Source organism: Geothermobacter hydrogeniphilus (assembly GCF_002898515.1).
Classification (GTDB): Bacteria; Desulfobacterota; Desulfuromonadia; order Desulfuromonadales; family Geothermobacteraceae; genus Geothermobacter_A.
Map to the genome: position 1 here is coordinate 24,021 of NZ_PPFX01000010.1, position 26,595 is coordinate 50,615.

Annotated in this window: 30 protein-coding genes; 1 reads left to right on the forward strand and 29 read right to left on the reverse strand. The window is 60.5% G+C overall.

Features of this window, described 5'->3' with window-relative positions; translation table 11 throughout:
- Positions 1 to 9 precede the first annotated feature (9 nt).
- Entirely contained in the window at positions 10 to 666 is a 657-nt protein-coding gene (locus tag C2E25_RS06130) for a hypothetical protein (RefSeq protein WP_103114888.1), read from the forward strand.
- 43 nt (positions 667 to 709) lie between these two features.
- Here the strand turns inward: C2E25_RS06130 and C2E25_RS06135 are convergent, their stop codons facing one another.
- The 29 genes from C2E25_RS06135 to C2E25_RS06275 all read right to left on the reverse strand — a co-directional run bounded on the left by C2E25_RS06135 (position 710) and on the right by C2E25_RS06275 (position 26,595).
- On the reverse strand, positions 710 to 1,222 hold the full coding sequence (locus C2E25_RS06135; RefSeq protein ID WP_103114889.1) for a DUF4823 domain-containing protein: 513 nt from the start codon (positions 1,220 to 1,222) through the stop codon (positions 710 to 712).
- A gap of 30 nt (positions 1,223 to 1,252) precedes the next feature.
- The gene (locus C2E25_RS06140) at positions 1,253 to 1,939 is read right to left on the reverse strand and encodes a hypothetical protein (protein WP_103114890.1); all 687 of its coding nucleotides are present in this window, start codon (positions 1,937 to 1,939) and stop codon (positions 1,253 to 1,255) included.
- 67 nt (positions 1,940 to 2,006) lie between these two features.
- Positions 2,007 to 2,279, reverse strand: a complete 273-nt coding sequence (locus C2E25_RS06145; protein WP_103114891.1) for a phosphopantetheine-binding protein — start codon at positions 2,277 to 2,279, stop codon at positions 2,007 to 2,009.
- Positions 2,280 to 2,301: 22 nt separating this feature from the next.
- Positions 2,302 to 3,564 (reverse strand): ABC transporter permease, encoded by a 1,263-nt coding sequence (locus C2E25_RS06150; protein ID WP_103114892.1) that lies wholly within the window; start codon positions 3,562 to 3,564, stop codon positions 2,302 to 2,304.
- A 1-nt stretch (position 3,565) separates the two neighbouring features.
- A complete protein-coding gene (locus C2E25_RS06155; RefSeq protein WP_103114893.1) occupies positions 3,566 to 4,312 on the reverse strand; it encodes an ABC transporter ATP-binding protein in 747 nt (248 codons plus the stop codon).
- Positions 4,312 to 5,310 (reverse strand): BtrH N-terminal domain-containing protein, encoded by a 999-nt coding sequence (locus tag C2E25_RS06160; protein ID WP_103114894.1) that lies wholly within the window; start codon positions 5,308 to 5,310, stop codon positions 4,312 to 4,314. The genes C2E25_RS06155 and C2E25_RS06160 overlap by 1 nt, the downstream gene beginning before the upstream one ends.
- Positions 5,307 to 5,747, reverse strand: coding sequence for a hypothetical protein (locus C2E25_RS06165; RefSeq protein WP_103114895.1), 441 nt, complete (start codon positions 5,745 to 5,747; stop codon positions 5,307 to 5,309). Before C2E25_RS06165 ends, C2E25_RS06160 begins: the two co-directional genes overlap by 4 nt.
- A 3-nt stretch (positions 5,748 to 5,750) precedes the next feature.
- Positions 5,751 to 6,314, reverse strand: a complete 564-nt coding sequence (locus C2E25_RS06170; protein ID WP_103114896.1) for an acyloxyacyl hydrolase — start codon at positions 6,312 to 6,314, stop codon at positions 5,751 to 5,753.
- The gene (locus C2E25_RS06175) at positions 6,314 to 7,351 is read right to left on the reverse strand and encodes a beta-ketoacyl synthase chain length factor (protein ID WP_103114897.1); all 1,038 of its coding nucleotides are present in this window, start codon (positions 7,349 to 7,351) and stop codon (positions 6,314 to 6,316) included. Before C2E25_RS06175 ends, C2E25_RS06170 begins: the two co-directional genes overlap by 1 nt.
- Positions 7,348 to 8,541, reverse strand: a complete 1,194-nt coding sequence (locus tag C2E25_RS06180; RefSeq protein WP_103114898.1) for a beta-ketoacyl-[acyl-carrier-protein] synthase family protein — start codon at positions 8,539 to 8,541, stop codon at positions 7,348 to 7,350. Before C2E25_RS06180 ends, C2E25_RS06175 begins: the two co-directional genes overlap by 4 nt.
- The gene (locus C2E25_RS06185; protein ID WP_103114899.1) at positions 8,538 to 8,798 is read right to left on the reverse strand and encodes a phosphopantetheine-binding protein; all 261 of its coding nucleotides are present in this window, start codon (positions 8,796 to 8,798) and stop codon (positions 8,538 to 8,540) included. The genes C2E25_RS06180 and C2E25_RS06185 overlap by 4 nt, the downstream gene beginning before the upstream one ends.
- A 14-nt stretch (positions 8,799 to 8,812) precedes the next feature.
- Complete coding sequence (locus tag C2E25_RS06190) at positions 8,813 to 9,733, reverse strand: lysophospholipid acyltransferase family protein (protein ID WP_103114900.1); 921 nt, start codon at positions 9,731 to 9,733, stop codon at positions 8,813 to 8,815.
- Complete coding sequence (locus C2E25_RS06195; RefSeq protein ID WP_103114901.1) at positions 9,726 to 10,910, reverse strand: glycosyltransferase family 2 protein; 1,185 nt, start codon at positions 10,908 to 10,910, stop codon at positions 9,726 to 9,728. The genes C2E25_RS06190 and C2E25_RS06195 overlap by 8 nt, the downstream gene beginning before the upstream one ends.
- Entirely contained in the window at positions 10,903 to 12,357 is a 1,455-nt protein-coding gene (locus tag C2E25_RS06200; protein ID WP_103114902.1) for a B12-binding domain-containing radical SAM protein, read from the reverse strand. The genes C2E25_RS06195 and C2E25_RS06200 overlap by 8 nt, the downstream gene beginning before the upstream one ends.
- Before the next feature lie 9 nt (positions 12,358 to 12,366).
- A complete protein-coding gene (locus C2E25_RS06205; protein ID WP_103114903.1) occupies positions 12,367 to 13,731 on the reverse strand; it encodes a lipid biosynthesis B12-binding/radical SAM protein in 1,365 nt (454 codons plus the stop codon).
- 2 nt (positions 13,732 to 13,733) lie between these two features.
- A complete protein-coding gene (locus tag C2E25_RS06210; protein WP_103114904.1) occupies positions 13,734 to 14,993 on the reverse strand; it encodes a B12-binding domain-containing radical SAM protein in 1,260 nt (419 codons plus the stop codon).
- 3 nt (positions 14,994 to 14,996) lie between these two features.
- Positions 14,997 to 15,677, reverse strand: a complete 681-nt coding sequence (locus C2E25_RS06215) for a beta-ketoacyl synthase N-terminal-like domain-containing protein (protein WP_103114905.1) — start codon at positions 15,675 to 15,677, stop codon at positions 14,997 to 14,999.
- The gene (locus tag C2E25_RS06220) at positions 15,674 to 16,795 is read right to left on the reverse strand and encodes a beta-ketoacyl synthase N-terminal-like domain-containing protein (protein ID WP_103114906.1); all 1,122 of its coding nucleotides are present in this window, start codon (positions 16,793 to 16,795) and stop codon (positions 15,674 to 15,676) included. The genes C2E25_RS06215 and C2E25_RS06220 overlap by 4 nt, the downstream gene beginning before the upstream one ends.
- A complete protein-coding gene (locus tag C2E25_RS06225) occupies positions 16,792 to 17,253 on the reverse strand; it encodes an acyl-CoA thioesterase (RefSeq protein WP_103114907.1) in 462 nt (153 codons plus the stop codon). Before C2E25_RS06225 ends, C2E25_RS06220 begins: the two co-directional genes overlap by 4 nt.
- Before the next feature lie 8 nt (positions 17,254 to 17,261).
- The gene (locus tag C2E25_RS06230; RefSeq protein ID WP_103114908.1) at positions 17,262 to 17,624 is read right to left on the reverse strand and encodes a hypothetical protein; all 363 of its coding nucleotides are present in this window, start codon (positions 17,622 to 17,624) and stop codon (positions 17,262 to 17,264) included.
- Positions 17,614 to 18,282: a DUF3261 domain-containing protein gene (locus C2E25_RS06235; RefSeq protein ID WP_103114909.1), complete on the reverse strand. Its 669-nt coding sequence runs from the start codon at positions 18,280 to 18,282 to the stop codon at positions 17,614 to 17,616. Before C2E25_RS06235 ends, C2E25_RS06230 begins: the two co-directional genes overlap by 11 nt.
- The gene (locus C2E25_RS06240; RefSeq protein WP_158247157.1) at positions 18,279 to 20,576 is read right to left on the reverse strand and encodes an MMPL family transporter; all 2,298 of its coding nucleotides are present in this window, start codon (positions 20,574 to 20,576) and stop codon (positions 18,279 to 18,281) included. The genes C2E25_RS06235 and C2E25_RS06240 overlap by 4 nt, the downstream gene beginning before the upstream one ends.
- A gap of 59 nt (positions 20,577 to 20,635) precedes the next feature.
- A complete protein-coding gene (locus C2E25_RS06245) occupies positions 20,636 to 21,235 on the reverse strand; it encodes a LolA family protein (RefSeq protein ID WP_158247158.1) in 600 nt (199 codons plus the stop codon).
- Between the two features lie 4 nt (positions 21,236 to 21,239).
- Complete coding sequence (locus tag C2E25_RS06250; RefSeq protein ID WP_103114912.1) at positions 21,240 to 21,686, reverse strand: hypothetical protein; 447 nt, start codon at positions 21,684 to 21,686, stop codon at positions 21,240 to 21,242.
- Between the two features lie 22 nt (positions 21,687 to 21,708).
- On the reverse strand, positions 21,709 to 22,488 hold the full coding sequence (locus C2E25_RS06255) for a lysophospholipid acyltransferase family protein (RefSeq protein WP_103114913.1): 780 nt from the start codon (positions 22,486 to 22,488) through the stop codon (positions 21,709 to 21,711).
- Positions 22,489 to 22,494: 6 nt separating this feature from the next.
- Positions 22,495 to 22,752 carry a phosphopantetheine-binding protein gene (locus C2E25_RS06260; protein ID WP_103114914.1) on the reverse strand — a complete coding sequence of 86 codons (258 nt, stop codon included), beginning with the start codon at positions 22,750 to 22,752 and terminating at the stop codon, positions 22,495 to 22,497.
- Positions 22,749 to 23,966 (reverse strand): beta-ketoacyl-[acyl-carrier-protein] synthase family protein, encoded by a 1,218-nt coding sequence (locus C2E25_RS06265; RefSeq protein WP_233189357.1) that lies wholly within the window; start codon positions 23,964 to 23,966, stop codon positions 22,749 to 22,751. Before C2E25_RS06265 ends, C2E25_RS06260 begins: the two co-directional genes overlap by 4 nt.
- Positions 23,963 to 25,381 (reverse strand): phytoene desaturase family protein, encoded by a 1,419-nt coding sequence (locus tag C2E25_RS06270; RefSeq protein WP_103114916.1) that lies wholly within the window; start codon positions 25,379 to 25,381, stop codon positions 23,963 to 23,965. The genes C2E25_RS06265 and C2E25_RS06270 overlap by 4 nt, the downstream gene beginning before the upstream one ends.
- Positions 25,378 to 26,595: a beta-ketoacyl-[acyl-carrier-protein] synthase family protein gene (locus C2E25_RS06275; RefSeq protein ID WP_103114954.1), complete on the reverse strand. Its 1,218-nt coding sequence runs from the start codon at positions 26,593 to 26,595 to the stop codon at positions 25,378 to 25,380. The genes C2E25_RS06270 and C2E25_RS06275 overlap by 4 nt, the downstream gene beginning before the upstream one ends.

Here is a 26,595-nt window from a genome sequence, read left to right on the forward strand (position 1 = left end):
AGGTTTTCAATGACCCCGAGAATGTTTCTTGTTTTCTTTTTCATCTTGTTTGCACTAAGCATTGCGAGCCCAAGCTTGGCCCTTTCTGCACGGGATAAGCTAGAGGCAAAAATAACTGGAGTAATAAAAACCGAAAGAAAACCACTATACACAGCTTACAATCTGTTTACAGATGGTCACAAAGTGAGGGCAATCAATTTCCGTGTTGGAACTATTATTCCCGTAGGAACACCCGTCGAGGTTGAAATTTATGAAGAAGAAAGTGACTTCGGTGGTTCGGGATATGACGATGATCGTGTTGAGGGCATCCGGTTCAAGACACTAACCGACAATCATCTTTATAATATAGAGTTCACATCACGTTACCATCCAGGAACCAATGTATACGCATATGCCGACAAGATGTTTACAGACAAAAATTTTGATCAGTTGACGACTGGGAAGTCACCCGAGATCATTGATGCGATTCGACGTTCGGCAGTTATTCCTGGGATGAGCAAAGAGGATGTGATTCTCTCGTATGGATACCCTGCAGAGCATCGCACACCAAGTTTGCAGGGGAATATTTGGACATACTGGAAGAATCGTCATAGAAGCAAGAAAATATGCTTTGACATAGAGGAAAAAGCTATTTCGTGTGCTCAACAGAAAAGTAATGATTTATAATAAAAAAAGGCCGGGAATATCTCCCGGCCTTTTTTTTGGATTTTCAATAGAGGGAAGAAACATATTTATTCAATGGATCGGGAAGAAGGTCTTGAGGATGATCACCTCCAAATGTTGCCCACTTGCTTTTTCCTTTAATCGTTGTTGCGGCAAGCACTGCATCAGTTATTGAGTCGTAAATTGTCAATTTGACCTCGATGCGGTCTGGTTTTCCCGACCACTCAGTTGCTCTCTCCTCCCAGTGAAGTATTTCAGGGATGACTAAATAATCAAATTTATCTCCGGATGTCTTCTTGAGGCAACTTAGTTCGCTACAGCGAGAATCAACTCTTACGTTTGGTGAAAATTTGGAAAAAGCTGCGTTTATTGCTATAGCTGTCATTTGACCAGAAAAATTATATTCCGTAGAACCATAAAATCCATTTTTTGGTGTTGCAATCAGTACCGATTTACTTTTTTCGAGTCTTTGTTGGGGAATGGCTAGGTCCAGTTGTTGATAACTTGCGGTACATCCCACCAGAAGAAAAATTGAAACAAAAATCGAAAATTTCCTCATTTAACATCCCTCCTCTTCTGATCACCAGCTTTAAATATGTCGCAACAAAACCTCTTCAGCGGCGCGCGAATAGGCATCGATCCACTGGTCGATGGTATCCTCGTTGATCCGGACACCGGCAAAGGCGCCACCGATGATCTTGTCACCGCGCAGATCCTTGCGGTCATAGAAAAACTTATGGCCATCTTTGCCATACATGGCAAAACAGTTCTTGGTCAGAGCCTTGATGGTCGGAATAAACTTGCCCGAGTCAATCATCCATTCGGAATAGACCAGGACCACCGCATCGACGCCGAGCGTCTCACAGAGAGCCTTGGCCGTCTCCGGCTTGAGGATCCCCTTGACGACCTCCCTGCGAACGTCGCTGAAACTCGGCAAATCTGCTCCGTCGATGACCGGAGCATAGAGCCCCTGCTTCACCTTCCCAATCGACAGGGCACGGAACCCCTCATCCTTCACAAAACTCGCCGCTGGCTTGACCGTCAATTTTCTCGCCAGGACCGCTTCGGTGTTGCTGAGCAATTTTCCGGTGGCCGAATTGATTAACACCGGGTCAATAACACCCCTGGTTCCGAAGGAACCGTAATTGTTGATCCCCAAGGATACAATCGCCACGGAAGAAACAGACGCCTTATTGATTTTCTGCGGGGTCGAAGCGCAGCTCGAAAACAGGGCCACCATCGCCAAAACAAACACCAGACACAAACCTTTTTTCATTGTCACTTCCTCCTCTCAAATGTAAGAAATGGCCCTCCCACAGGGCCAAAACAAACTCATTGTTCGATTACCTCTTGTTCTGTTCCCGCAAAATGAATTCAGCCAGGGTCCGCAGCGACTGCAAAACCTCACGGGCCCCTTCCTCCCCCCCGATGCGCACTCCGAAAGCCTTCTGCACCGCGACAACCACTTCAACCGCATCAAGAGAGTCGAGGTCCAAGGGTGAATCGGGACCGATGAGCGGGGCGTCCTCGGGGACATCCTCCGGGGCATCGGGAATATTGCAGGTTTCGACAATCAGCTGCTTGAGGCGCTTTGTAAACTCGCTCGTTTCCGACATCTGTTGCTCCTTGCGCTATCTTTCAGCCGCCCTTTTTGTGCCGGCCGTTGAATATCAGCAGGGACAACGCCAGCGTGACCGAAAAGAAGGCCAGCATGGCCGCGACCTGCGGCCAGACACTGGCCAGGTCTCCACCCCGCACGAAGAGTTTCAGAAATCCCTCCAGCCCCCAGCCCAAAGGCGACAACTGGCTGAGACGCTGCATGCCCGACGGCATCACATAGACCGGCACCATCACGCCACCGATGGCCGCGGCAATCACGACCGATATCGCGCCCAGCATCGAGGCCTGCTCATAGCTGCGCGCCAGGACACCCACCAGAAGACCGTAGCCGGTCGCGGCCAGGGCCGAGACAAAACTCAACAACAGCACGACACCGGGGTGCGCGCCAATCTGCAGCACCGGAGTCCCCAGCAGAGGTAGGAAAAAGCGACCGACCAGCAACATCAGTCCAAACTGAACCAGGCAGATACTGGCATAGGCCAACAGCTTTCCAGAGAGCAGGGGCCAGCCGGAGACCGGCAGGCACAGCAGACGCTGCAGCGTCCCCTGTTGCCGTTCCCGCAACAAGGCTCCGCCCAGCGGGACGACAATGAAGAACATGCCGAACAGCGACCAGGCGGGAACATTCTGCTGAACGGCATTGGGGTGCAGCAGCGCCTGCCCCGCCGGTGATTCGGCGACTTGCAGCAGCGGGCTCCCGGCAAAGGGATTGACAGCCCGGCCGGACTGGCCGGCCATGGCCGTGGCCAGCTCCCGACCCCGTCTCTGCGTCTCGATACCGAGCAGGGCATGTCGCAACGACGCGAGTACCGCGGTCCGAAAAACCCCCTGCACCGTCGGATCGAAACAGACCTCCACTTTGGCCGGCGCCTCAGGCGCGGCTTCAGCGCCGGCAAGAATCTGCTGCCCGATCTTTTCGACTGCCTGCTGCAGATCACTCTCCAGGCCGCCGGGCAACAGGATGGCAAACTGGAAAACTCCGGCGGCAACCAACTCCCGGGCTTCGGGTGCCGTCAGGGGCCGTCCACCCAGGGAGGAGACCAGCACCATGCCACCATTCTGCTCCAAACGCCGGCGCAACTGGCGGCCGGCTTCCCCCCGGTCCTGATCCACAAAGAGAACCTTGAAGGCCTTTTGCCCGGTCGATTCAAGCACATTGTTCTGGACCAGGGAGACGACCAGCACCAGGGCCATCGGCATGACAAACAGCAGGGCCAGGCCGGCCCGGTCCCGCCACAGCAGCAACAGGTCTTTGCAGAAACTTGCCCAGAGCGCCCGCATGTCAATCCCTCAACTGTCGTCCGGTGAGCTGCAAGAAAAGCTCTTCCAGGGTTCCGCAATCCGCGTGCTGCTCCAACAGGCCGGTGGGTGCGCCCTCGACCACCACCCTGCCCCGGTCCATGATCGCGACCCGGTTGCAGAGCAGCTGCGCCTCCTCCATGTAATGGGTGGTGTAAAGCATGGTCATCCCCTCCCGGTTGAGCTGCAGCAGGTTTTCCAGAATCATCCGCCGGGACTGGGCATCGATACCGACCGTCGGTTCATCGAGAAACAGCAGCTGCGGCTCATGGACAATCCCGGCCGCCAGATTGGCCCGCCGCGCCATGCCACCCGAATAGTCGGCGACCCGGCGGTCGGCAGCCTCCAGCAGCCCGACCAGCGCCAGGCAACTCTCAGCCCGCTGGAGCAATCTGCGCCCATGCAGGCCATGGAGACGACCGAAATAAAGCAGATTTTCCCGGGCGCTCAATTGCGGATAGAGGGCAATCTCCTGGGGCACCAGGCCTATCAGGCGCCTGACCTGTGTCGCCTGGCGGAGCGGGTCCAGGCCCCCGATCCGCACCGTACCGGCAGTGGCCTGCAGCAGGGTACAGAGGATCGAAATCGTGGTGCTCTTTCCGGCCCCGTTGGGTCCCAGCAGGCCGTAGATTTCTCCCGGGGCGATGCCGAAGGAAAGACCGTCGACGGCCGGCCCGGACATGCCCGGGTAGCGATGCAGCAGGCTCTCGACCCTGAGAAACGGTTCCATCAGACAACCTTCAGAAGCGCGCGGAAGATCTGCTCCTCGCGGCGGGCGCAATCTCGCAACTGTTCGGCCAGAGCCGAAAAGGTCGAATTTGCCCCTTCGCGCCCCTTGCAGTTGCGGGCCGCAAGCAGAGCAAACTGGCGCCAGAGGTCGCCGGTTTCAGTCAGTTCTTCGGCCAGCCCGGAGAGGTCCGGGTTGCCGAGGATAGCGGCCGCCTCCTGCAGAAAGGCGGCATAGATAAAGCGAAAACCGCCACCTCCGGTGCCGATCTCCTCCTGCATGCGAATCAGGTGGCCGAGGTGTAGCACGGCCTGCTCACGCCCCAGCCGTTCCGGCCAACGTTCCAGCCGTGAAGCGAGCAGCCGCACGCCGCGCACGCCGATCAAGGGAATGGGTGCCCGCACCATCCGGTTGCAAACTTCACGAATCCCCTGGCGAACCGCCTTGGCCAGGTCGCCATCAGGGGCAAAGCTTTCGATGGCATACATCCGCCCCTTGGGGGCCAGTGCCCCCTTGGCAAAACGGGCCCGTTCCAGATCGCCCCTCGGACAGCGCACCGGTTCTTCGAAGACCGGATCGCTGAGCAGGTAATCCTCCCCGTCGCGCCCGTAGGCGACCAGGTTGTGGGCATTGAAATGAAACCGCAATGCCGGGGGGAAATAGGGGAGCCAGTAAACCCCGGTCTGCAGCCCCTGAGGGATCCCTGCGGCCAGAGCCCTGTCGAGGGCCGCTGAAGCCTCTCGCGGCGAGGCAAAGGTCTGTGACCGGACCCGTGCACCAAGCCGGCGGACGCACTTTTTAAAGATGGCCCCGGGGGCGCTGCGGAAGGTGATCAGCGGCAACCGGTTGATCCGCACAAAGGGGAAATAGCCGAAAAAGAGCCCACCACCGATACCGAAGGCGAGAGCTTCCGAGATCCGCTGGCCATGATAGCTAAGCAGGTTTGCGGTCACGCCACTCTCGCAGTGCGCCGACTGGCGATGGGGAAAATCGATACTCATGTTCTGCCTTCCTCATCCGCCAGCGCGACCGGCAACAGAATTTCCTTCGGTAGGTCGTCAAGAGCCTCCGGTGCCAGCCCGAACAGTTGAGCGTAGCGCCCGCGCAACGCTTCCGGGAGTCTTTTCCAGGGACCGGGACGCAGATGGCGCCGCACCTGCCAGCGATAAAGCCCTACGTAACTCGCCAACAGTGCCACGTCCATCTGGTGGTGCTGCATGTGAAACAGCAGCGGACTCGCCTGGCCGGACTGCACCTGCTTCAACGCCTCCCGCATCTGCGCGGCAATCAACTGCCAGGCTTGCAGGTTGGCCAGGTTAGCAGGATCCCAGCCGGCGCTCGGCGCCAGCACATACCGTCCCTGTTCATCGACGGCGTAGGTCACTTCCCGATGTTGGTCGAGAAGGGCCGCGTCCTGAGGTACTTCTTTAATCTTCATGCTTCAGAAATATCTCCCGGTCACCAGTGCCCAGGAATTGATCCCCCGGTTGTCATGATAAAGGTGGCCATTGGATATATGATGCAGCCGCAGGCCGGCAAACCAGCCACCGTCGGCCCCCAGCCGATCGATCCCGCAACCGAACTGAGGATTGAAGTTGATGCGCAACCCCTGGCCATCGACCTGGAAGTCAGTGAAGATCAGTCCGATCCCCCCTTCGACATAGGGCCGATAGCCGGCGGCACTGCGATTACCCAAGTAGGCCTGAGCGAAGATATTCCCGGAAACCATTGCCCGCAACTGCGGCCAGTCGACCAGCCCGAGATTGGCTTCCACCTTGAAGCGCAGGTATTCCGGGGCCTGGTGCGGAAAGACCGGGTCATCGTCGAACAACGCAGCCAGGTTGAGCTGGGCGAACTGGATCTTGCGGTGAGGATCATAGCTGCTCCCCGCCAGCACCCCAGCCGCATAGCGGGGTGTCGCCGGGGGTTCCTCCCCGGCCTGAACCACAGAGGCCCAGAGCAGACCAACCATCAGCGCCAGGAGCAATGACCACAGGATACGCATCAGACCGACTCCAGTCCGACCAGCCCCCAGCCGGTAGCAGCCAGTTTGAGGCAGTTTACCCGGGTACTCCCCAGGTGGCCCGCCGGCTGCCAGGCAAGCCCCTCGGGCAGAGGGTCGCAGGGGTAGAGGGCGCCCCCTTCCAGGCCGAGGGCGGCAATGGTGACATCGAACGCCTGCCCGACCGGCAAGGCCCCGTAGAGCCCGGCATAGGCGGCAACCTGGCTGCCGGCCGGCAGTAGCGCTGCATAGCGCGGACCGATCCCTGCATGGCCGTCACAGCCAAGCACCCAGGGAGCATCCTCGGACCCGGTGCTCTTTGGCCCGGGCGAAATGCCACAGACCTCGGCCCTGTCCAGCCGAGCATAACTGCGGCCAGCAGAAGGATCCACCTGCAGCACCATGAAACAGCCGCCTTCACCGGGTACGGCGGTCTGCCGCTGCAGAACCCAGGGTTCGAGCCGCTCTCCGGCAGGGCCGAAATATCGCCGGTAACAATAGTCGACCACCGGGCAACTCTCGTCGATGGCACCAAACAGAACAGCATCGACCCGCCGTTCGGCCAGCCAGCACCGCGCCAGTTGCAGTCCTGATGCCACCGACAGTTCAAACTGGCTGAGACTCATACACGGCGCGGTCAATCCGAGTTGAATCCCGATGTGGGCCGCGGCGGCATTGTGCACCGAGTTGGAAAAATGGGTTGGCGAGGCGAGGCAGTCGCCATCGTCCAACACGCTGTCGAGAAAGCTGAACGTGGTCCGCAGGGGACCGTAACCACTGCTCAAGATCAGCCCGACCCGTGACAGATCGCCCCCGGACAGACCGGCATCTTCGAGGGCAAGACAGGCGCCGAGCAGCCCGATCTGCGAAAAACGGTCGATCCGTCGGGTGGCCCGCCGGTTCAGGTAGCGCTCCAGGGGCGTCAGGTCGACCCGATAGGCCTCGGGGCGGCTCTCCCCTGCCAGGGCGTTGCGCAGAGCGCCAACCCCGGCGCCAAATCCGCCCACCGGGCCTAAGCCGGTTATCAGCGGCGCGATCATGAGGCACCTCCCCCTTCCAAGATTACCAGGCTGTTGTTACCCCCGAAGGCCAGGGACTCCGAAATCGCCAGTCCCCCGGTCACCGGAAAAGTCCGCCGTTCCGGCAGGGCCGGCAACTCGGCATCGGGCGGTTCGCAACCGATCGAGGCGGGCACCTCGCCGGCGTTAAGGCTGGCCAGAGTTATCACCGCCTCGATTCCCCCAGCCGCGCCGAGGGTGTGCCCCGTGTAACCCTTGCTGGAGACGAAGGGAATCCCAGCAAACAGCTCGGCGAGTACCCGGGATTCGACCCTGTCGTTATCGGGCGTGCCAGTGCCATGAGCATTAATAAAGGCGATGTCCTCAGGCCTGCAGGCAGCCTGTTCGAGCGCCTCGGCGATGGCGCGACGCAAACCTGCCCCCTCGGGATGGGGTGCAGTCAGGTGGTAGGCATCGGTAGCCGAACCGTATCCACGCAACCAACCCTGCACGCGTTCGCCTTCCCTGACGATATCCGGGTGCCCCAGCAGCAGCATCCCGGCCCCTTCACCGAGGTTGAGCCCCTTGCGTTCGGCGGCAAATGGACGCACCGGTTCTGCCGCGGCGATCTGCAGGGAAGCGAAACCGTTAAAGGTCGTCCGGCAGAGTTCGTCAGCACCACCGGCCAGGGCCAGGTCGCAGAGTCCGGCACGCAACCAGGAGGCAGCCAGACCGATGGCGTCGGTCCCGGAACTGCAGGCATTGACCAAGGTCGCCACCGGACCCTTGAGTTGGAAATGGGCTGCCACCGTGGCAGCCGGGTTGCTCCGCAAGTAGCGGTTGATCGGGCCCATCTCCGGCTCCTCCCCCTGCCGGAACTGCCGATAGAATTCTTCGTTGTTCATGGCGCTGCCGACCGTCGTGCCGATGCAGACACCGACCCGCAGGGTCTGAAGTTCGACCATAGTCCGTCCGCAACCACGAAGCGCCTCGGCAGCGGCTACCATCGCTAACTGGCTGGTGCGCAGACAGTCCGCTTCCGGAGGCAGATCATCGGTGAGGTAGTTCTGCGGGACTTCGAAGACCGGTAGCTGCGGCCGATGGTCCGTGGCAAACCGAAGCGCCGGGGCCGGGTGGCGTTCCCCGCGCAGCATGCTGGTCAGACTGCTCTGGACGTCAGGACCGGCGGCACAGATACAGCCAAGGCCTGTTATCGGCAGGTGTTGAATCATTGACTGTGTTTCGCCTCGATGAAGGCAGCCAGGGAGTTGATCGACTGCAGGGCCGGGCGTCCCTCTTCCATGTCCTTAATTTCGACGCCGAAGTGTTTCTGGATCAGCACAACCAACTCCACGGCGTCGAGGGAGTCGAGTCCCAGACCGTCGCCAAACAGGGGCGCATCATCGGCAATCTCTTCGGGGGTGATATCCTCCAGGTTCAGTTCAGCGATGAGAACCTGTTTCAGTTTTTGTTTCAATTCTGCACTCATGCTCAAAGGTCCTTTCATCCCTCTTTATTCCAGAGGTCAAAAAAATTGAAAAATTGATAGGGGTGGGCTTGCACATACTCTTCCAGCGCCCGGACGAACTCTGCGACATAGGGGCGGAATTCCTCCCCCTGCCGCCCCTTTTCGCGCGGTACGCGGATTACCCGAACCAACTCGATCCGGTAGCTGTCGGGGCCGGTCTTGTGATTGAACAGGACCGCAATCGGAGCTCCACTGGCCGAAGCCAGCTTGTAGGCACTGTAGGGGAAATGGACCTCTCCGCCGAGAAACTCCACGGCGATACTGTTGCGGTCTGCTCCCAGCATCCGGTCTCCCATAACTGAGACGATATCGCCCTGCTTGAGAGCGGTGAGCATCTCCACCGCCCCACCGAGAAACCCCGTCGGGTCGATCATCCGAAAGGGACTCTCCTCCCCCTGGTGCTCATAATAGTGGCGGTCGATATCACCGGCCTCCCGGTGCATCAGCATGTAAACCGGACGCCGGAGAAAATCGACCCGCGCCAAGGCCGCCTGCCAACTGCCCAGGTGGGCAGTCATCAGCACCAGGCCGCGCCCCTCGGCGACCAGCCCGAGCAGCTCTTCGCGCTGGTCGACATCAATCCGCAGTCGCTCGGGTCCGAGAATCCCGACCAGGGCACGGTCGAGGAGCGCCCGACCGAGGCCTAGGGACATGCAATAGCTGTGGATAAAGCGCATCCACGCCCCGGCAGCAGGGAAGCGATGGCGAACGTAGGGTGCGCACTTGGCACGCTGGTCGGGACGCAGAACCATATAATAGCCAACCACCAGGTATAGAAACAGGTAGGCGGCGCGACGTCCGCCGAGGCGCAGCAGCAGATAAAAGAACTGGTGCTGCCAAGCGGCGCCGATACTGCGGCTGCTCCAGTTGCGCGGTTGACTCACCTGCTCAGCCAAGGCTCTCCTCCGCGGTACGGCGCAGGGCGCCGGCGAGAAGGAAGACCAGCCCGCCGACGACCAGGGCCAGCAACGGCGCCAGCAGTAGCGAACCGAGCAGATACTCCCAAAGGCGCTCCAGAAACTGGTAGCCGAGGGTGCGCAGGGAGATCTCGGTGAGGAACTCGCCGTGGCGCAGGAAATAGCCGACCTCGATGCAGAGCGCCGGAACGATGGGCGGCATGCAGAGCTGGCTCGCCGCCACCGCCGCCACCCTGTTGAGGCGCAGAAAGCTGCAGGCCGCGAGGATGGCGATGGTATGACAGGCGATCAACGGAAGAGCACCGAGTAGCACCCCGAGCGCGGCGGCCAGAGCCAACTGCAGCGGCGTGCTGTGCTCGGCCAGCAGCAGGCGCAAAGAGCGCAAGGGGCGCAGAATGCTGACTCCGGGTTGCTCCGCTTCCGCCTTAAACAACGGTCGGTGCGGCCAGGGAAGAAGCGAGCGCAGGGTCAGGTGGCTGTTGAGAAGGGTCAGGCGCAGGTTGTCGCGCCAGAGATCGAAGTGCGAGATCCGTTCATCACCGGGGGGATAGTAGACCGAGATTGGCGCATCGCGCAGCGCCACCCCGCCCCAGGCGGCCTTGACCAGCACCTCGACCTCGAAGGCGTAGCGGCTCTGGCGCAGCTTGAGCCGCTCGAGCACCGCCACCGGGTAGCAGCGAAAACCACTCTGCACATCGCCGAGGCGGATGCCGGTCTGCAGCTGCAGCCAGAAGTTGGAAAACTGGCGCCCGAAACGGCTACCACCGGGAACAGCGGCGGCAGTGAAATCGCGCTTGCCAACGACAATGGAGCCCGGATCCTGCACCTGTACCGCCAGCAACGCCTCGATATCGGCCGGGTCGTGCTGACCGTCGGCGTCGATGGTCAGCAGATGGCTCATCCCCTGCGCTGCGGCATGGGCAAGTCCGGTAAGAATCGCCGCCCCCTTGCCGCGGTTCTCCTTGTGGCGCAGCAGGGTCAGGTCGAGGCCGGTGAGGGCATCGGCACCGCCGTCGCTGCTGCCGTCGTCAACCACCACCAGCGGCAGTCCCAGCGCCAGCACCCCTTGGGCGACCCTCCGCACCGTGGCGCCGTGGTTGTAGAGGGGGATCAGCACCAGCACCCCATCGCGGCTGAAGAGCAGCGTCTCAGACATCGGCGCCCCCTTCGATGCCGCGCCGACCGCCGGAGCGGGCGAAACGCAGAAAACTGCCGAGATTGGCGACAAAACGGCGCCAGGAGTCGGGCGACCGCCACAGCATCGTCAGGTAGCCGAACCAGACTTTGGGGCGCTGAAAGTGGCTCTTGTAGAAGAGTGTAAAGAGCTCCTCGAGACGCACACGGGTGAACCCCTTGGGGACGAACTGAAAGTGCATGCAGTCCATCTTCTCCCAGTCCTCGTCGAACTCCCCATGCTCGCCAACCTGCTCGTAAAGCGGCGTGCCGGGGAAGGGGGTAAATTTGGCGAGGTTGAAATCGTCGATGGGGAGCGAGAAGACATACTCCATACTGCGGCGGATACTCGTCTCGCTCTCGCCGGGGAGCCCCATCATCAGCAGCCCTTTGGTGCGGATTCCGGCTGCCTTGATCTGGTGCAGCTTGCTCGCCATCATGTCGAGGTCGGGATTCTGGCGGTGCTGCGCCAGCAGCTCGGGGTCGCCGGTCTCGATGCCGAGAGAGGTCATCCAGCAGCCGGCCGCCTTCATCAGCCGCAGTAGCTCGGGGTCGATATGCTCGGCGCGCACCGCACAGTTGAAGGTCATCCCCAACGGCTTGTCGAGGAGCTTTTGGCACAAGTCGACCACCCGCTGGCGCTGGAAGGTGAACTGGTCGTCATAGAAGTTGACGTGGCGCAGGCCGAAACGCTCGCGCAGGTAGGCGAGGTGCTGGTAGAGATACTCGGCCGAGTTGAATCGGAAGCTGCGCCCGAAAACCGAGCGGTCGCAGTAGCTGCAGGCGTAGGGGCAGCCGCGACTGGAGATACAACTGCTGTTCGGGGTGGTCGGATAGTTGAAAATCGGCAGCTGATAGCGCTGTGGATAGCCCGCCAGCCGCTCATAAGCCGGAAACGGCAGGTCATCGAGTTCCAGCAGGCTGCGACTGGCGGTGCGGAAGATCTCTTTCCCACGCCGGCCAATCAGACCGGGAACCTGTTCGGCCTGGTCCGCCCCGACCTCGAGCAGTTCCAGCAAGGTCGCCTCCCCCTCCCCGACCACGACGAAATCAACCTCGGGGTAGTCGCGCAGCACCTGCTCCTGCAACGCCGAGACATGGGCCCCACCAAAGACCGTACGTACCGCGGGCAGCTCCCGCCGGGCCAGGCGTGCCAGCCGGACACCGTCAAGAAAACTGGCGGTGGTACAGCTGAAGCCAAGCCAGGCGGGCCGTTCGCTCCGCAGCAACTCCAGCAGGCGCCTTTCACCGGCGGGATCGGCATTGATGTCGATGATCCGGCAGTCAAACCCGGCGCGCAGCAGATAGGCCGCCAGGGCCGCCAGCCCCAGGGGCGGCATGACATTCGCTTTCCGGGCGATATCGGCATCGGCCCGGGCAGCATGGTAGCCGAGCGGATGGACCAGCAGAATCAGCCTGTCATTGCGCATCGCCATCTCCTACCCGCGTTGCTGCTGCCGATCGACTGCCAGCAGGTGATCCCAGAGCAGGCCCTTGAAGCCAAAATTCCGCATCACCGCCAGGCGGGCCTGGCCCTCCGAAGGGGGGAAGATACGGGTCCGGCTGCCAGCAAAACTGGCGGTGATGGCGGCATTCATGCTCGCGGCGTCAATCAGCGGCGACTGGTAATAGCGCGGTCGTAGCAGGGGCGCGCCGGCTTCGAGCAGCCCTTCGGCAAGGGCCCGTCGCTCAATGCCGGTCCCGGGAAGGATCCGAATGCCGGAGAAGGCAAAGACCACACAGCTTTCCAGCTTATCGAGATTGGTCAGACCCTCAGCGAGACTCGCCCGGGACTCCCCGGGGCCGCCGAAAATAACGAAATGCGCCGCCGGAATCCCCTCAGCGACACAGGCCTGATTCGCATCGAGAACGTCGGCAAATTGGAACCCTTTTTCCAGTTCGGCTAAAGTGACATCCGTTGTGGCATCGGTACCGAACTCCACGGCCATCAGGCCAGAACGTTTCAACAGCGCCACCTTTGCCCGATCGAGTCCTTGGGGCCGGAAATAACCGCTCCAGCGAACCTTCAGATCCCGGCGCAATAGTTCCTCGGCAATCTGCAGATAACGATCCTCAGGATCGTTGAAAATGGAATCGGTAAAGAAAAATGCATGAGTTCCATATTCGGCCTGCGCCCGGGTCATCTCCTCGACTACGGCAGCAACCGGCCGGAAGCGAAACTGCGATCCCTCCAGCCCCGGATAGGTGCAGTAACTGCACCGAAACGGACAGCCCCGCTTACTCTGCAGGTTGATGGTGTCACTCTCCCCGACATAGAAGCGGACCCAGTCAGAGCGTCGCAGCGGCTCCTGCAGGGACTCGCCGGCCAGGGGCGTTTCGGCGGCGTAGTTGAGAGCCGGGACCTTTTCTCCGGCCACCAGGCGTGCCACCAGTTCCGGGACCAGCCGTTCCCCCTCGCCGATCACCGCATGATCCGCGCCGACATAGGCGAAGATCTCCTCGGGCATGATGGTCAGGGCCGGGCCACCGATGACTACCGGCGCGACACTGTAACGCCGCGCAAAAGCAATCGCTTCACGCGCCTGGTCGAGATACCAACCCTGCTCACCAGCCAGGGAATCGACGTTGTCAATATTGCGCAGCGAATAGCAAATCACTTCAGGAACGAACTCCTCCAACAAACTCTGCAGTAGCGACCAGTCCTCCCCCGAGGCCAGCAGATCAAACTGTTCAACCTGGTGCCCGGCCCGCTGCAGGGCCCCGGCGACCATGGCCATGCCCAGTGGATAGACCGGATAGGGTTCGCAGGTTCTGTTGGTCGAATAGAGCAGCACCTTGGCCACGGTCAAGTCCCCCGGCGTTTGAAGGATCGCGGCTGGCGGGGATCGTAGCGACGGTAGGTGCCATCGGCCATCTCCTTCTGGATAACCTGCTTGAACAGTTCTCCCATCTTCAACTGGTGACCACTGCCGGCATAGAAAGTCTCCCAGGCATAGCTATAGAGCTCCTGTAACCGTCCGGGGCTCATCTGTTTCGGCTGAAAAACCACCTGGTCGGCGGTATAACGCAACCAGTCGTTGCTCAGAATCCGGCCTTCACGTTCCAACTGAGCCCGAATCGGCGACTGCATAAAGGGAGTCAATATGGTGAATTCAGCAACGTCGAGTCCAACCTCCATGAGAAAATCGACCAGCCGTTTGATGTCATCCTCACCCTGATCGTCGGTACCGAGAATGATGGTTCCCTCAACACCGATGCCCCGTTCCCGCAAACGAGCGATACGCCGACGAATGACCTCCGAAGTGTCGAAAACCGCCTGATAGACATACCAGCAGCCCGCCTCGGCGGCGAGATCAAGAATCTCATCATCGTCGAGGATCGGATGGGAAACCCACTTACGTTTCAAGGGGATCATGGCGGTAAACAGCTCCTTGAGCCATTCGCGATCCTGGGCCAGGGAATTATCGACAATGAACAGGCGATTGTTGGGAATTGTTTCCAGTTCCTCGATGAACTTCTCCACCGGCCGAGGCCGAAACTGCTTGCCGCCGAGAAAACCTGTACAACACGGAAAGCAGTCGAACTTGCAACCCCGCGAGGCATGAACCAGGTCAAGCATCTGCACACCACGGTAATTGTAGAGTTCTCGATTGAGAATTTCGCGCCGAGCCGGACCGACGCTCTCGATGGCCGGCGGCTGGCCCATGAGGTTGTAGACCGATTTGAGCTTGCCGGCCTCAAAATCGTCCAGCAGCTGTCCCATGCGCCCCTCGGTCTCGCCGAGGAAGACGGCATCGGCATGCTGGCGCACCTCTTCAGAATGGAGCATGGTGGCGATGCCGCCGAACAGCACCGGGATGCCACGCTCACGGTATTCGCGGGCGATCTCGAAGGCGCGCGGCAACTGGCAGGTGAGCATGGTCGACAAGGCGACCAGGTCGGGGCTATCGTCAGTGCGCAGCGGCTCGACGTTCTCATCGACGAAGCTCAGTTGGACCTCCTCCGGCAGTGTGGCAGCGAAGACCATCGGCCCGTGGGGGGGCAGATGGAATTCGGTCTGGTACTGCAATTTGGGCCAGCGCGGATAAATCAGTTTCAGCTTCATTGCTTAAGAGTCCTTTAGCTGCGGCAACAGCTCAAGCAGAGCCAGCCAGCTGGTCAGTCTCCGGCCAGCAAGGGCCGGACCATCGTCGTGCATTTCAAGAAGCGGCCCGTCACCGCTGGGCGCGAGGAGCAGAAACAGACTGAAACCTTGCTGCGGCTCTTCGGGGGGCAGATCACAGTAGCCGGCCAGAGCCATGGGACAGCTACCGCTCGCCAGGTCGGCCAGGGCCCAGCGCAACGCCGCCAACGACCGGCTTCCCGCTTCATTAAGGACCTGGGCAGGCCCGCTGAGGCCAAAGCGAATCGCCGCTTCGCCGAGAAAGCAGTTGGCCAGGGTATAGGCAAACAGATTGGGGCTCGCCAGGGAGCCACCGTCATCGAGCAGGGTCTGGAAGTAGGCGCGGTCGGTAACTGAACAGCCATAACGGCTGGCAGCGTAGAGACCGACGGGGCGTTTCTGATCGAACTCTGCCACTCCGGCATCCTGCAGTGCCAGAGCGATGGTCGACAGCCCGAGCTTGGAGAAATCATCGAGACGACCGTAACGCAGGTAGGGTTTGGAGAAGGCGACCCGCCGCCCCGGCGGCAGCAACGCCGTCCCCTCCGGCAGACTCAGCTGACCGTCCCTGCCACGCCCGGCACCAGTGGCCGAGACCCAACCGAATCCCCTGACCCGAGCACTCATTGCTCACCTCCCTGTAAGAGCAGGGCGGCATTGATGCCGCCAAAGCCGGAATTGGTTGACAACAGCAACCCGGGGCCAAACTCCTGAGCTGCAGTCGAGAGCTGCAGCGCCGTCTCCTCGGGCTGCTCACACCCCCAGGTCGGTGACAAACAGCCGTGCTGTAGAGCCGCAACGCCAAGCACCGCCTCTATGGCGCCAGCCGCGCCAAGGCTGTGGCCCAGTGCCCCCTTGAGGGAATTGAGCGGCAGGGAGCGGTCACCGAACAGGCGGCCGAATGCGGTCAGTTCCATAGCGTCATTGTAGAGGGTGCCCGTGCCGTGGGCGTTGATGGCACAGATCTCCTCAGACTGCGCCCCGGCCAGCCGCAGAGCCTGCTCCATAGCAGCGAGCAGACCGGCGCCGTCGCGCGCCGGAGCGGTAATATGATGGGCGTCACCGGCACTCCCCCAACCGACCAGTTCGGCCAGAACCGGCAAACCGGCGGCTGCGGCTCGTTGTGGGGTCATCAGCAACAGCGCGGCAGCTCCCTCGCCGAGGAGCAGTCCGTCACGGCGCTGGTCAAACGGGCGACAAGCACGGGTCGATAACCCCTTGAGGGCGGAGAAACCAGAGAAAACCAACTCACTGACCAGATCGGCGGCCAGTACCAGCACCGCGGCACTCTGACCACTGCGGATGCGTGCTCCCGCCTGACCAATGGCGATGGTCGAGGAGGCACAGGCAGCGTGAACATTCTCCCCCTGCGCCAGCTGCAATCGGTCCCTAAGATCCTCGAGCAGGGACTGGGGTTCCAGGCGCTGCATGGCCGTGGAATCCCCGGCCATGCCGGGCCGGATCAGGTCTATGCGCCCCTTGATCGAGGCGAGGAGCAACTCCGTGCCGAACGGCAGGCTCGGCAACCCGTCGAGAAGCAGTTGCAACAAACTGTCAAGGCGTGAACCGCTCGCAGCCGGATCCAGACCGGCAATGGTCGCCGCCCTTCTGGTCGGGTAGGGTTCGACCGAAAAGCGGGAAACCTCTGCCATGGCGGTTTCGCCGTTGCAGAGGCGTCGCCAGGTCTGTTCGCGGTCACCGAAGGGGCTCCTGAGTTCGGCATGGACGATGGCAACCCGGTTCATGACAACTCCCCCGCCTGCCAGTGGCGCAGCAGGTCCTGGTAGAAGGGGGGCGGATTGAGCAGCACCTCGAAGTCGCGATCGAGCATCATCTGTACGCTGCAGCCGCTGGTGACCAGTTCCCCTTTCTGGTTGCGGATGCGGTAGTCAAGGTTAATGCGGGCCGCCTCGCACCAGTGCAGACGCGCCTCGATGGTGAAACGCTCCTCGAAACGTAAGGGGCCGAGGTAGTCGATCTGCAATTGGCGGATCGGTGTCGGCACCTCGGCACGGTAGAAATCCTGATAGCCGAAACCATAGCGGTTGCCGAGGGCCAGGCGAGCATCCTCAAAGTAGCTCGGGTAGCGCCCGTGCCAGACGATCTGCAGCGGATCGACCTCCTCGAAACGCACCTGGCGTTCGACGATAATGGAGAGGGGAGCGGGTGCCCCGGGGTCGGTTTTGAAGTAGCTTTTTCGCATCCGTCTCTTCATGCTCTCAGATTGAGGTTGAAACTTGAGGCCCTAGTCCCAGCGACACGCAGCTCGACCATGTAGGCCTCCCCCTGCGGCTGCGGATGACAGAGGATTTCGATCTCCTCCAATGGTTTCAGGGGGCGTTTGAACTTGGCCGCCGACACCCCGCCAATGGAGAGATTGCCGGCACCCCTGTGAATAACCTCCCGGGCAAGGAGCAGCTGCACCAGCGCCGGCAAAATCGGCGCGCCGGGGAAGTGCCCCGCAAAGCCACAAAATTCAGATGGAAAACAGCACTGCGCGACCAGGGTGCCATCCCCCTGCACTTCGACCCCGTTCAGGGCCAGGCCAATCTGGCGGATCATTTCAGCGCTCATCAGCAGTAAACTCCTCGTTACGCAGCAGCAAGCGATAGCCGCGTTTCCGGTCGTTCAGCACCATCCCCTCGGGCCAGATCTGCCCCCGGTGACGGCGCAGCTGGTAGCAGTCGACCTGCCAACCCTCCCCCCCCCAAGAGGTCAGAAGCGGCTGCGGGCCGCTGAAACGGAACCAGGCGGTTACCGCACCTTCGGGAGCACGCAGCAGCCAGGCATCCTCCCCCAGCTCCATTCTGGTGTTCGCCGCGATCGTCCCGCCCGGGTAAAGGCGTCGCAGGGCGCTGACCAGCAGATCCTCGAAACCGGCGAATCCCTGCAGCGCTGGCTGGTAGACTTGCAGCTCCTCCCCTGCGGGTCCGAGCTGCAGCAGAAAGAGTTTCGTCCCCAGATCGTCGAGGGCGAGAAGCTTCAAGCTCTGGCGGCGCTGATCGAGCTGAAGCAGGCCGACCATGGGGAGCTTGCGCCCGTGCCACTCGAACAGGGCGCTCTGGCGCCAACGCCCGGCCGGCAGTGCCTGACGCCAGTCGCCGACCAGCAGCCGCTCGCGCCTCATGCCCCGCTCCACCGCCACCTTCGGGTTGGGAGCGAAAGGGATGGGCGCCATGCCGCAGCCGCCGAGGACCAGAAGCATCGCCAACAGTCCGAAAACCCGTCTCATTTCTCCTCCCGTAACACCCGTTCCGGTACCAGTGCGGGCACCAGCCAGAGCGCCGTCGGCACTGCGGCGCCGATACCGATCAGCACGCTGATCCCGATGGCGAACAGGGCCGGATGACTGGCGAGGGCCAGGGAGCCGAAGCCTGCCAGGGTGGTCAGCCCCGAGACCAGGACTGCACGATCGGTAACCCGATCACCGCCGTGCTGCCGGCGCCAGACCATGAAGATGCCGTAGTCGATGGTCAAGCCGATGACCAGCACCGTGGCGACGGCGTTAAAGAGGTTGAAGGCGATCCCCGCCCAGCCCATGATCCCGAACATCGCCACCACCCCGGAGATCACCGGGGCCAGGGCCGCAATAACCAGTCGGGCCCGGCGCAGCAGCAGGGCGGTCAGGAGCAGCACCATCACCCCGGCGCAGGGTGCCAGGCGAAAGAAATCGTCCTTAACCGCCCCGCTCAGCTCGGCGCGAAACAGGCGCGGAGACAGGAGGGTCATGTCCAACTGCCCATCCTGAAGCAGGGTGGCCAATTCAGGCCGGTCAGCGGCTAAGGTCAGGATCTGCAACTTCTCTCCGTTTCGCTGTTCCAGGTTGCCGAGCAGCGGTTCGAAGCAGGCAGGCAGGGGCCGTTCAACTGGCGCTTGCGCCTCGAAACTGGCAAAAAAAGGGGCAAAGGCCGTCGGAGCGAAACCGTGTTCCCCCGCCTGCCGTCGCAGCTCGTCGGCGATCCGCCCCCCTGCGGCACCGTGCCAGAAGCTGCTCCAGGCCGCGCGGTTGGCGGTGCGGGTCGCCCGGCTTGGCAACAGCGGTGCCAGGCTGACCAGATCTCCCGGCGACAGCTTGTCGCGCAAGCGGGAGAAAAGCACCTCGTTCTGCTGTCGCACCTCTTCTTCCTCGCCCTCAAGGAGCAGCATCGCCCGCCCGCGTAGGTCGCCCCACCCCTGACGCAGCCGCTGTTCTGTGGCCGCCAGTTGCGGCGGCACCAGGCTGATCTGGCGCAGGTCGCCGTTAATCCTGACCCTGATTGCCCCGGCTAGAGCGACAAGCAGCAGCAGGCCCCATCCGGCCAGCAATAGATTGCGGCGTCCTGGTCCCTTGGTGGGGAAGTCAGGATGCTCCAGCGGTTGTGGTGGGGCCACCAGCAGCAACGGCAGCACCAACAGTGCCAGCAATAGGGCGAGGAGCAAACCGAGGGCGGCGAACCAGCCGAGCTGGCGCTGCACCGGCAGGGCCGAGCTGAGAAGCACGACGAAGGCACCGATGCTGGTCAGGGCACCGCAGAGCAGCGGCCGGCTCAGTTCCGCCAGCACCTGTTCTGGCTCACGCTGCCGGTGACGCAGGGCGAAGAAGACATGCAGGCCGTAGTCCAGGGCCACACCGAGGACCACGGCACCGAAGCCGAGAGTAATCCCCGACAGCTCGACCCCACTAAGGAGTACCAAACCCAAAGCGAGGACAACCCCGGCCAACGGCAGAAGCAGCACCGGCAGGGCACGCCAGTCGCGCAGGAAAAGGCCGAACACCAGCAGCAACCCAGCACTGACCAGCAGGCCGATACGGCGCAAGTCGTGTTTGATTGCCATGGCGTTGGCTAAGGTGTAACGCTGGCCACAGAGAAGGTCAGCCTTAATTCCCGGTGGCAACTCCGCTGCGGCCGCACGGGCCGCCTGTTCGAGAGCGGCGGCACCCCGGACATCGGTCAGTTGAATATCGGTCTTGCCAACCAGCAGCAGCCCTTTGCCATCTTCACTCCATAGGTATCCACCCCTGAACTGGCCACGGCCGAGCAGATTGGTGTAAGCTAGCCCGTCAAACAGTCGCTGACGCAGCCTCAGAGGATCGGTCCGAATCAATACCTTGCTCCCCAATCCGACCGGGGAGAGGAGCTCGTCCCGTGCTTCTTGCAGCCGGAGACCTATCTCCTCTTCGCTCAGTTCATCAGCCAGCTGTGGCAGTTTCGCCGCCGGAAAACGCTGCGGCATCTCAACAACCAGTTGCTGCAACAACCCCGGCAGATCGATCTGTAACCGGGTCTGTAACCTACCGACTCCAGCACGGTTGAAACGGGTAGCGAAAACAGCGGCAGCCTCCGTCAATCGTGCTCTATCCCGACTCTCTTCCGCCTCAATCACCACCAGCAACTTATGGGTCATCGGCGATTGCTGCAACAACTGAAACTGGCGTAGTAGCTGTGGGTCGCGATCCGGAATCAAGGCCTCGGCATTCTCACTCAACTGCAGGTGCAGCAGGCTGAAGCCTCCAGCGACAATCAGGACCAACACCAGTAGCAGCACCGGTCTCCTATGAACACTAGACCAGCCGTAACTGGTGGTTATCCAGTTCTCCAGCGACATCAACGGAACTGGGCCGAATCGAGCGTCGGATTAATTCGAGTATGTTCGAATACCAGTCGGGTACTATCGCCATCCGGCTCGGTCAACTCGACTCGGGTGATGCTGCGATCGTCAGCCGCAAAGGTGATCTCGATCTGCTGCAGCGGCCCCTTGTCGCCCAGCGGATGCAGCACCAATCGCACTGGATCGGTATCGAGCAACTCAATACGAAACTGTTGCTGCAACCAGGTAAAATCTGCCCGAAACCAGGCAAGGAGCTGACCAGAGATCGCTGCCATCAGCGGATCGTCGTTAATGTCGAAGCGCTCATCCTTGCCCTGCAGGTTGTGCCAACGCCGGCCGTGCTCACCATCGAGAACAAAACCGCTGGCGGAGGGTTCCAGCAACTCCCAGCGCAACCGACGCTCACGCATAAACGCGAGATGGCCGCGGGAACGGATGGTAGTGGCGAACATTGCCAGATCCTTTTCCTGTATAAAGTCACTTTCGAGACTCTGAACCCCGGTTGCCGCCTGACGGATACGCGCCAGTACCGCCGGCAGGTCTTCGATCGCAACTGCTGGCAACGTGAAGCCGCACAACATCAGCAGGAGAATCAACGCCCTAACCATTTTCCCCCTCTCCAGAGTCAATCCAGAGTTTCAGTTCTCCCCGGGCCAAAAGCCGACTGCCGACACGGATCTCCCCTTCGACCAGGGCAAAGTCTCCCAATTCAACTTTGGTCACGACCCGAATCCGCAATCGCTCACCTAGCCGTGCCTGGTCGAACTCCTCGAAGTTTCTGATACCGACAAGGTAGCCCATCCTGACCGACTTGCCAGCCTGTCGATCACGATAGCCCTGGGCCACGGCCTGAGCCTGAGCCAACATCTCCACTGCGGTCAGCGATTCTAGCCTACCGTCAACGCCGAGAAGCAGATGCCCGGTCTCGACGCATGCCTCAACCTCAGCCTGTTCAGCACCGCAGCTGAGCAGGCTCTCAACTAAGCGCATCGGTGGGCGATGGGGGATGAAAGGCTCGGCGACCAAAGGGAAACAGGACGGCATCATGAACTCTCTCCAACCATGCTATTCAGCCTCTCCCCAATGACTCGCCGATAGCCCGCCGAGACTGTTGGCGCAGATAGCGCGACTGCTCCTCCACCGGTACTTCCTGGGCAATAATCGGCTCCAACACCCTTAGTTTCACCGTGCAAGGCCTCAGCAGTCGGCGGCCCGGCGACAACAATAAGTCGGTTCCGGTTAGGCAAAGAGGGACAACCGGAACCCCTGCAATTGCAGCAATCTGAAAAGCCCCAGCATAGAACCTCTGGAGTTTGCCATCTTTACTCCGATGTCCTTCCGGAAAGAACAACAGCGTTCCCCCTTTGGCCAATTCCTGCCGTCCCTTCTTCAGAAGAATCTCCCAGTCTCCAGCCTCAACATTAAGATAGCGCGCCAGCAGCATGAAGCGTCTATACCACCACATCCGGAAAGGCCAGGAACGTACCGCAAAGACGATGTTGGAAATCGGTAACAGAGCCATGCAGTAGGTATCAAAAAAGGAAAGGTGGTTAACCACCAGAACCGCTGGGCCAAGGGCACACAACTGCTCCGCACCCTCAATGCTGAAACGAACAAAAGGCCTGTTAATCAACAGCCAACCACGCCCATACAGCCAGATAAAATGTCGGATAACAACAGCGGGAGGCCATGGAGTCAAACATCTCCAAAGGACATACAACAGGGGCGACAGCAGAATGCCGATAAGAGTCCAGACCAACAACAGGGGATAGACCCATAGATTCATCAAGACGATCGTCCACCAATAACCCTTGCCTCTGGTTTCAGTTTGTTGCGATACCTGCTCCATGAGAGTTCAAGAGGCCAGCGCATGGTATTTTTCCAGCACATAGGCATGAATCTCACCCAAGGTACGGATCTGCCGCATCCGCTCCTCTTCCCGGATCCTGATCTGGAATGCCTGCTCTAGAGCAACAACCATGTCCACTGCATCGAGGCTGTCGAGTTCCAACTCATCGTAGAGGGTCACTCCCGGGTGCATCGTCTCGGGGTCGAGTTCGAACTCCTCACACAGGGTCCGATTGATCAGGGCAATGACTTCTTGATCGGTCATACTTGATAACTCCTTACAACAAGTGATGAATCAATGCCCCCTAGGGCAAAACTGTTCTTCAGGGCGACCCGTGCCGCTGTCCTGGTCGGCTCCGTCAGCAAACTGATTCCACCACAGAGCGGGTCAGGCCGCTCCAGATTTCGGGTTGGAATCAGCATTCCGGACTGCAACATCTGCAGCGTTGCGATCAACTCAAGCGCCCCACTGGCGGCCATGGTGTGACCAAGATGGCCTTTGAGACTACTAACCGGAACCTGCGTACCGACCAGTCGGGCTATTGCGGTCGCCTCGGCCACATCCCCCTGCGGGGTAGCGGTCGCATGAGCATTGATGTAATCAAGCTCCTCGACCCCCAGACCGGCATCCTCAATAGCCTGGCGCATGCAACGTTCCATGGCGTTCGAGTCGGGATTGGCAATATTGCCCGAGTCGGCCAGCGAGGCAAAACCCACCACCTCACCAAGAATGGTCGCCTTACGCCGTAGGGCACTTGGCAAGCTTTCGAGCAACAGAAAGCCTGCCCCTTCACCACAGACCAAACCCTGGCGTTTTTCATCGAACGGACATGAAGCAGCTTGTGGATCCTCAGCCCCTGACGCCGCAGCGTTCATAATGTCGAAGGTTGCCACGGTTAAGGGATGAAATTCATCCGCACCCCCACAAAGCATCTGTGTCTGGCGTCCTGCAGCAATCAACTCGTAGGCCAGACCGACGGCCTGACAGCCGGTGGCGCAGGCGGCGCCTGGAGCCAGAACCCGACCGCCCAGCCCAAGAACCTGAACCAAGTTGGCTGCCACACTGTGGTTCATGATCTGGAAGAAGACCGTTGAGCGCATTCTCTCCAGACTCTCATCACGCAAAAAGTCGCGGAAGAATTTTTCCGTGGTCAGCGTGCTACCGATGGTAGAACCGGCAACCAACCCCACCTCCGCTAAGTCGCTGCCGTCCAGACCACCCATCGATAGCGCTTCTTTGGCCGCCAGAGTTGCGTAGATAGACATTGCCGACATCGAACGCCGGAATTTACGCGGGATGCTCTTCTCGTTCACCTCCGGGACGATAGCCGCCAAGTCGGTCCTGATTCCGGCAACCCGCTTGGTCTCACAAACATGCCTAACAGCACTCTGCATCTGCCACAGATTGTCGAAAAGGCATTCCCCCCCCACCCCAAAAGGCGAAATTGCGCCATAGCCGGTAACGACAACCCGATTCATTGACATGTCATCAGTCCTTCTCTGAGACGCTGGTCTCCACACATCTCCTGGCAGGCCCAAAAGGCCGACAATGCAGTGCCGAGCAGACCGGGCGCGACCACAGCCTGCCCCGCAAGAAACAATCCCTCAACTCTTGTGCGCGGTTGTGGGTTGACCTGATCAAGACAGTGCGCCGCTCCGTAAAGCCCTGCAACCGGCGCATTGGCATATCTCTGGAAAGTTTTAGGTGTGCCACCATCAACCCAGCAGATATCTCTGGCCAGATTGGGCGAATGGCACTCGATTGCCTGTTGAATCTCAACCAGGCGTTGGCGTTTTCGCTCCCGGTAGTCAGGTATGTTCCAATCCGTCTCTACCTCAGGACAGATGGCAATCACCCCCGAATGAGCCTCCCCACTACCGCGCGTCAGGTAGATCGGGGCCTGACCATTGGCAGAGTCAAACTCGAGGTAGAGATTCCTTCCTTCCAGCTGTGGGATCGCCCGCTTCGGATAACCGAACAGGCAGCAGGCAGAACCACTAGACTGAAGACTCCTGAGCCGCCGGATATAGATCGGACGCAGGGCCTTGTCGGGCAACAGGCCTGGCAGGGCATGGGGATGCAGGGTTGCAATACAGTGCCTACCCACAAATTCCCGTCCGTCCTGCAGACACACGCCGTCTATACTTCGATCCGCCCGGAGCTTTATGGCCGTAACCTGCGCATTACAGTGGACATTCACCCCAAGAGACAGCAGGGTCGCTCTAAGTACCTCGACTAAACGCTCGCCGCCACCACGCAGGGTATGTGCTCCCCGGTAGTAAAGACCAGCCACCCCGGCATGCACGGCGAAAGGGACATGCTCAGGGGCCACCCCATGGAGCAAACAATGCAGCGAGAGGAGTCGGCCGAGCCGCGGATCCCGGATATGCTTGTTAATGACCGTCTGCAGGCTGCACCGCCACGCGTTCTCGACCTCTGCATCCGGCACGCTGCGAGGCTTGAGCTTCAACATCGGTAGCCCGTTGCAGACCCGGTCAATCTGATTGAAAAAAGCACCAATCCCCTCGGCGTCAGCAGGAAACCGCTCCGCCAACCCCCGCCTCAATTCCGACACCTCGGCAGGAAAGAGAAACTCCTCTCCGTCCTTGAAGCGCACCCCATCAAATCCTTGGGGATTGAGGCGTACCACCTGCAAGGCATCGGCGATCCCCAGAAAACGAAAGACTCGCGCGAGGATTCCACCCTCACCCAAACCACTAGTGTAGTGAAACCCAGTGTCAAAATACCACCCGTCACGCCAAAATCCACGCACGACCGGGGCCAGTCGCGGAGCTGCCTCGAACAGTTCGACGCGGTAACCCAAAAGAGCAAGAAAGCCCGCACAGAACAGGCCAGAAAGCCCCCCTCCTATCACCAAACCGGTCTGTTTCATACCCTGAACCGAACCACCAGGGCCGCGTTGGTGCCACCAAACCCGGCGGAGTTGCAAAGAACAGTTCGAGGTCCCCGATCAATGGCTGTTCGGGCAATACGCAACGGCGGCATTTCGGGATCAGGTTCGGCATAATTGCGGTTCGGAGCGATAAACCCGCTACGTGCCATCAGACTGGCATAGACAATCTGGGCCGCCCCAGCCATCCATAACTCGTGCCCCACCATCCCCTTCAGAGAGGAAACCCAAGGGCCATCATCGCTGAAGACCCGGTGGAGATTGACTGCCTCAGCGAAATCACCTGCCGGAGTCGAGGTCGCATGCGCACAGACATAGTCGACCTGCGGCGCGCTAATGCCAGCCTGCGCCAAGGCCATCTGCATGGCCCGACTCAGGCCAGTTCTGCTCGGGACAGAGAGAGCTTCCCCGTCGGAGGAGAATCCATACCCGAGCACTTCTCCCAAGATAGGGGCACCGCGCCGCCGCGCCCGGTCAAAGTTCTCCAGCACTATCCCGGCCGCCCCTCCGCTTGGAACCAAGCCATCGCGGCCCCGGTCGAATGGGCGGCAGGCGGCCTCAGGATCCGTAATCCGGGCCGAGAAGGCTCCCAAGGCATCAAAACTGCACATCGACTCCGGGTTGATCTCCTGTGCCCCACCGCAAATGACCACATCCTGCCGACCACCGGCAATCAGCTCGGCAGCCTGTCCCACAGCATGCCCACCACTAGAACAGGCAGAGGAGAGACTCCAGCAGGCCCCTTGAGTCTGCAACAGCGTATTGAGATTCATCGTTATGGTCGAGGTCATGGAACGGAAGATGAGACCACTACCGATGCCGTGGGTTTCTTCGGCCCGACGCAGTTGGTCCACCTGCTCAACCGCCGCCAGACAACTCGAATCACAACCAAAAATCAGCCCACAACGGGGGTTCCGGATCTCTTCAGCTGACAGGCCTGCCATCTTCAGGGCATCAGTTGCCGCGACATAGGCCCATTGAGCAAAATCCGGCATACTCTTACGCTGCTTACGTGACAGGAGGGATAAGTCGCAATCGGAAATCGTTCCGGTCAGCGGGCTCCGGAAACCGAGCTCAATCCGCCGCGGGTCCACAACAATGCCAGAACGTCCTTCCTGAAGGGCCTTTTCAACCGTGCTCAAATCGCTCCCCAGACAGGAGACAATTCCAATACCGGTTATGGCAACGCGCTGCAT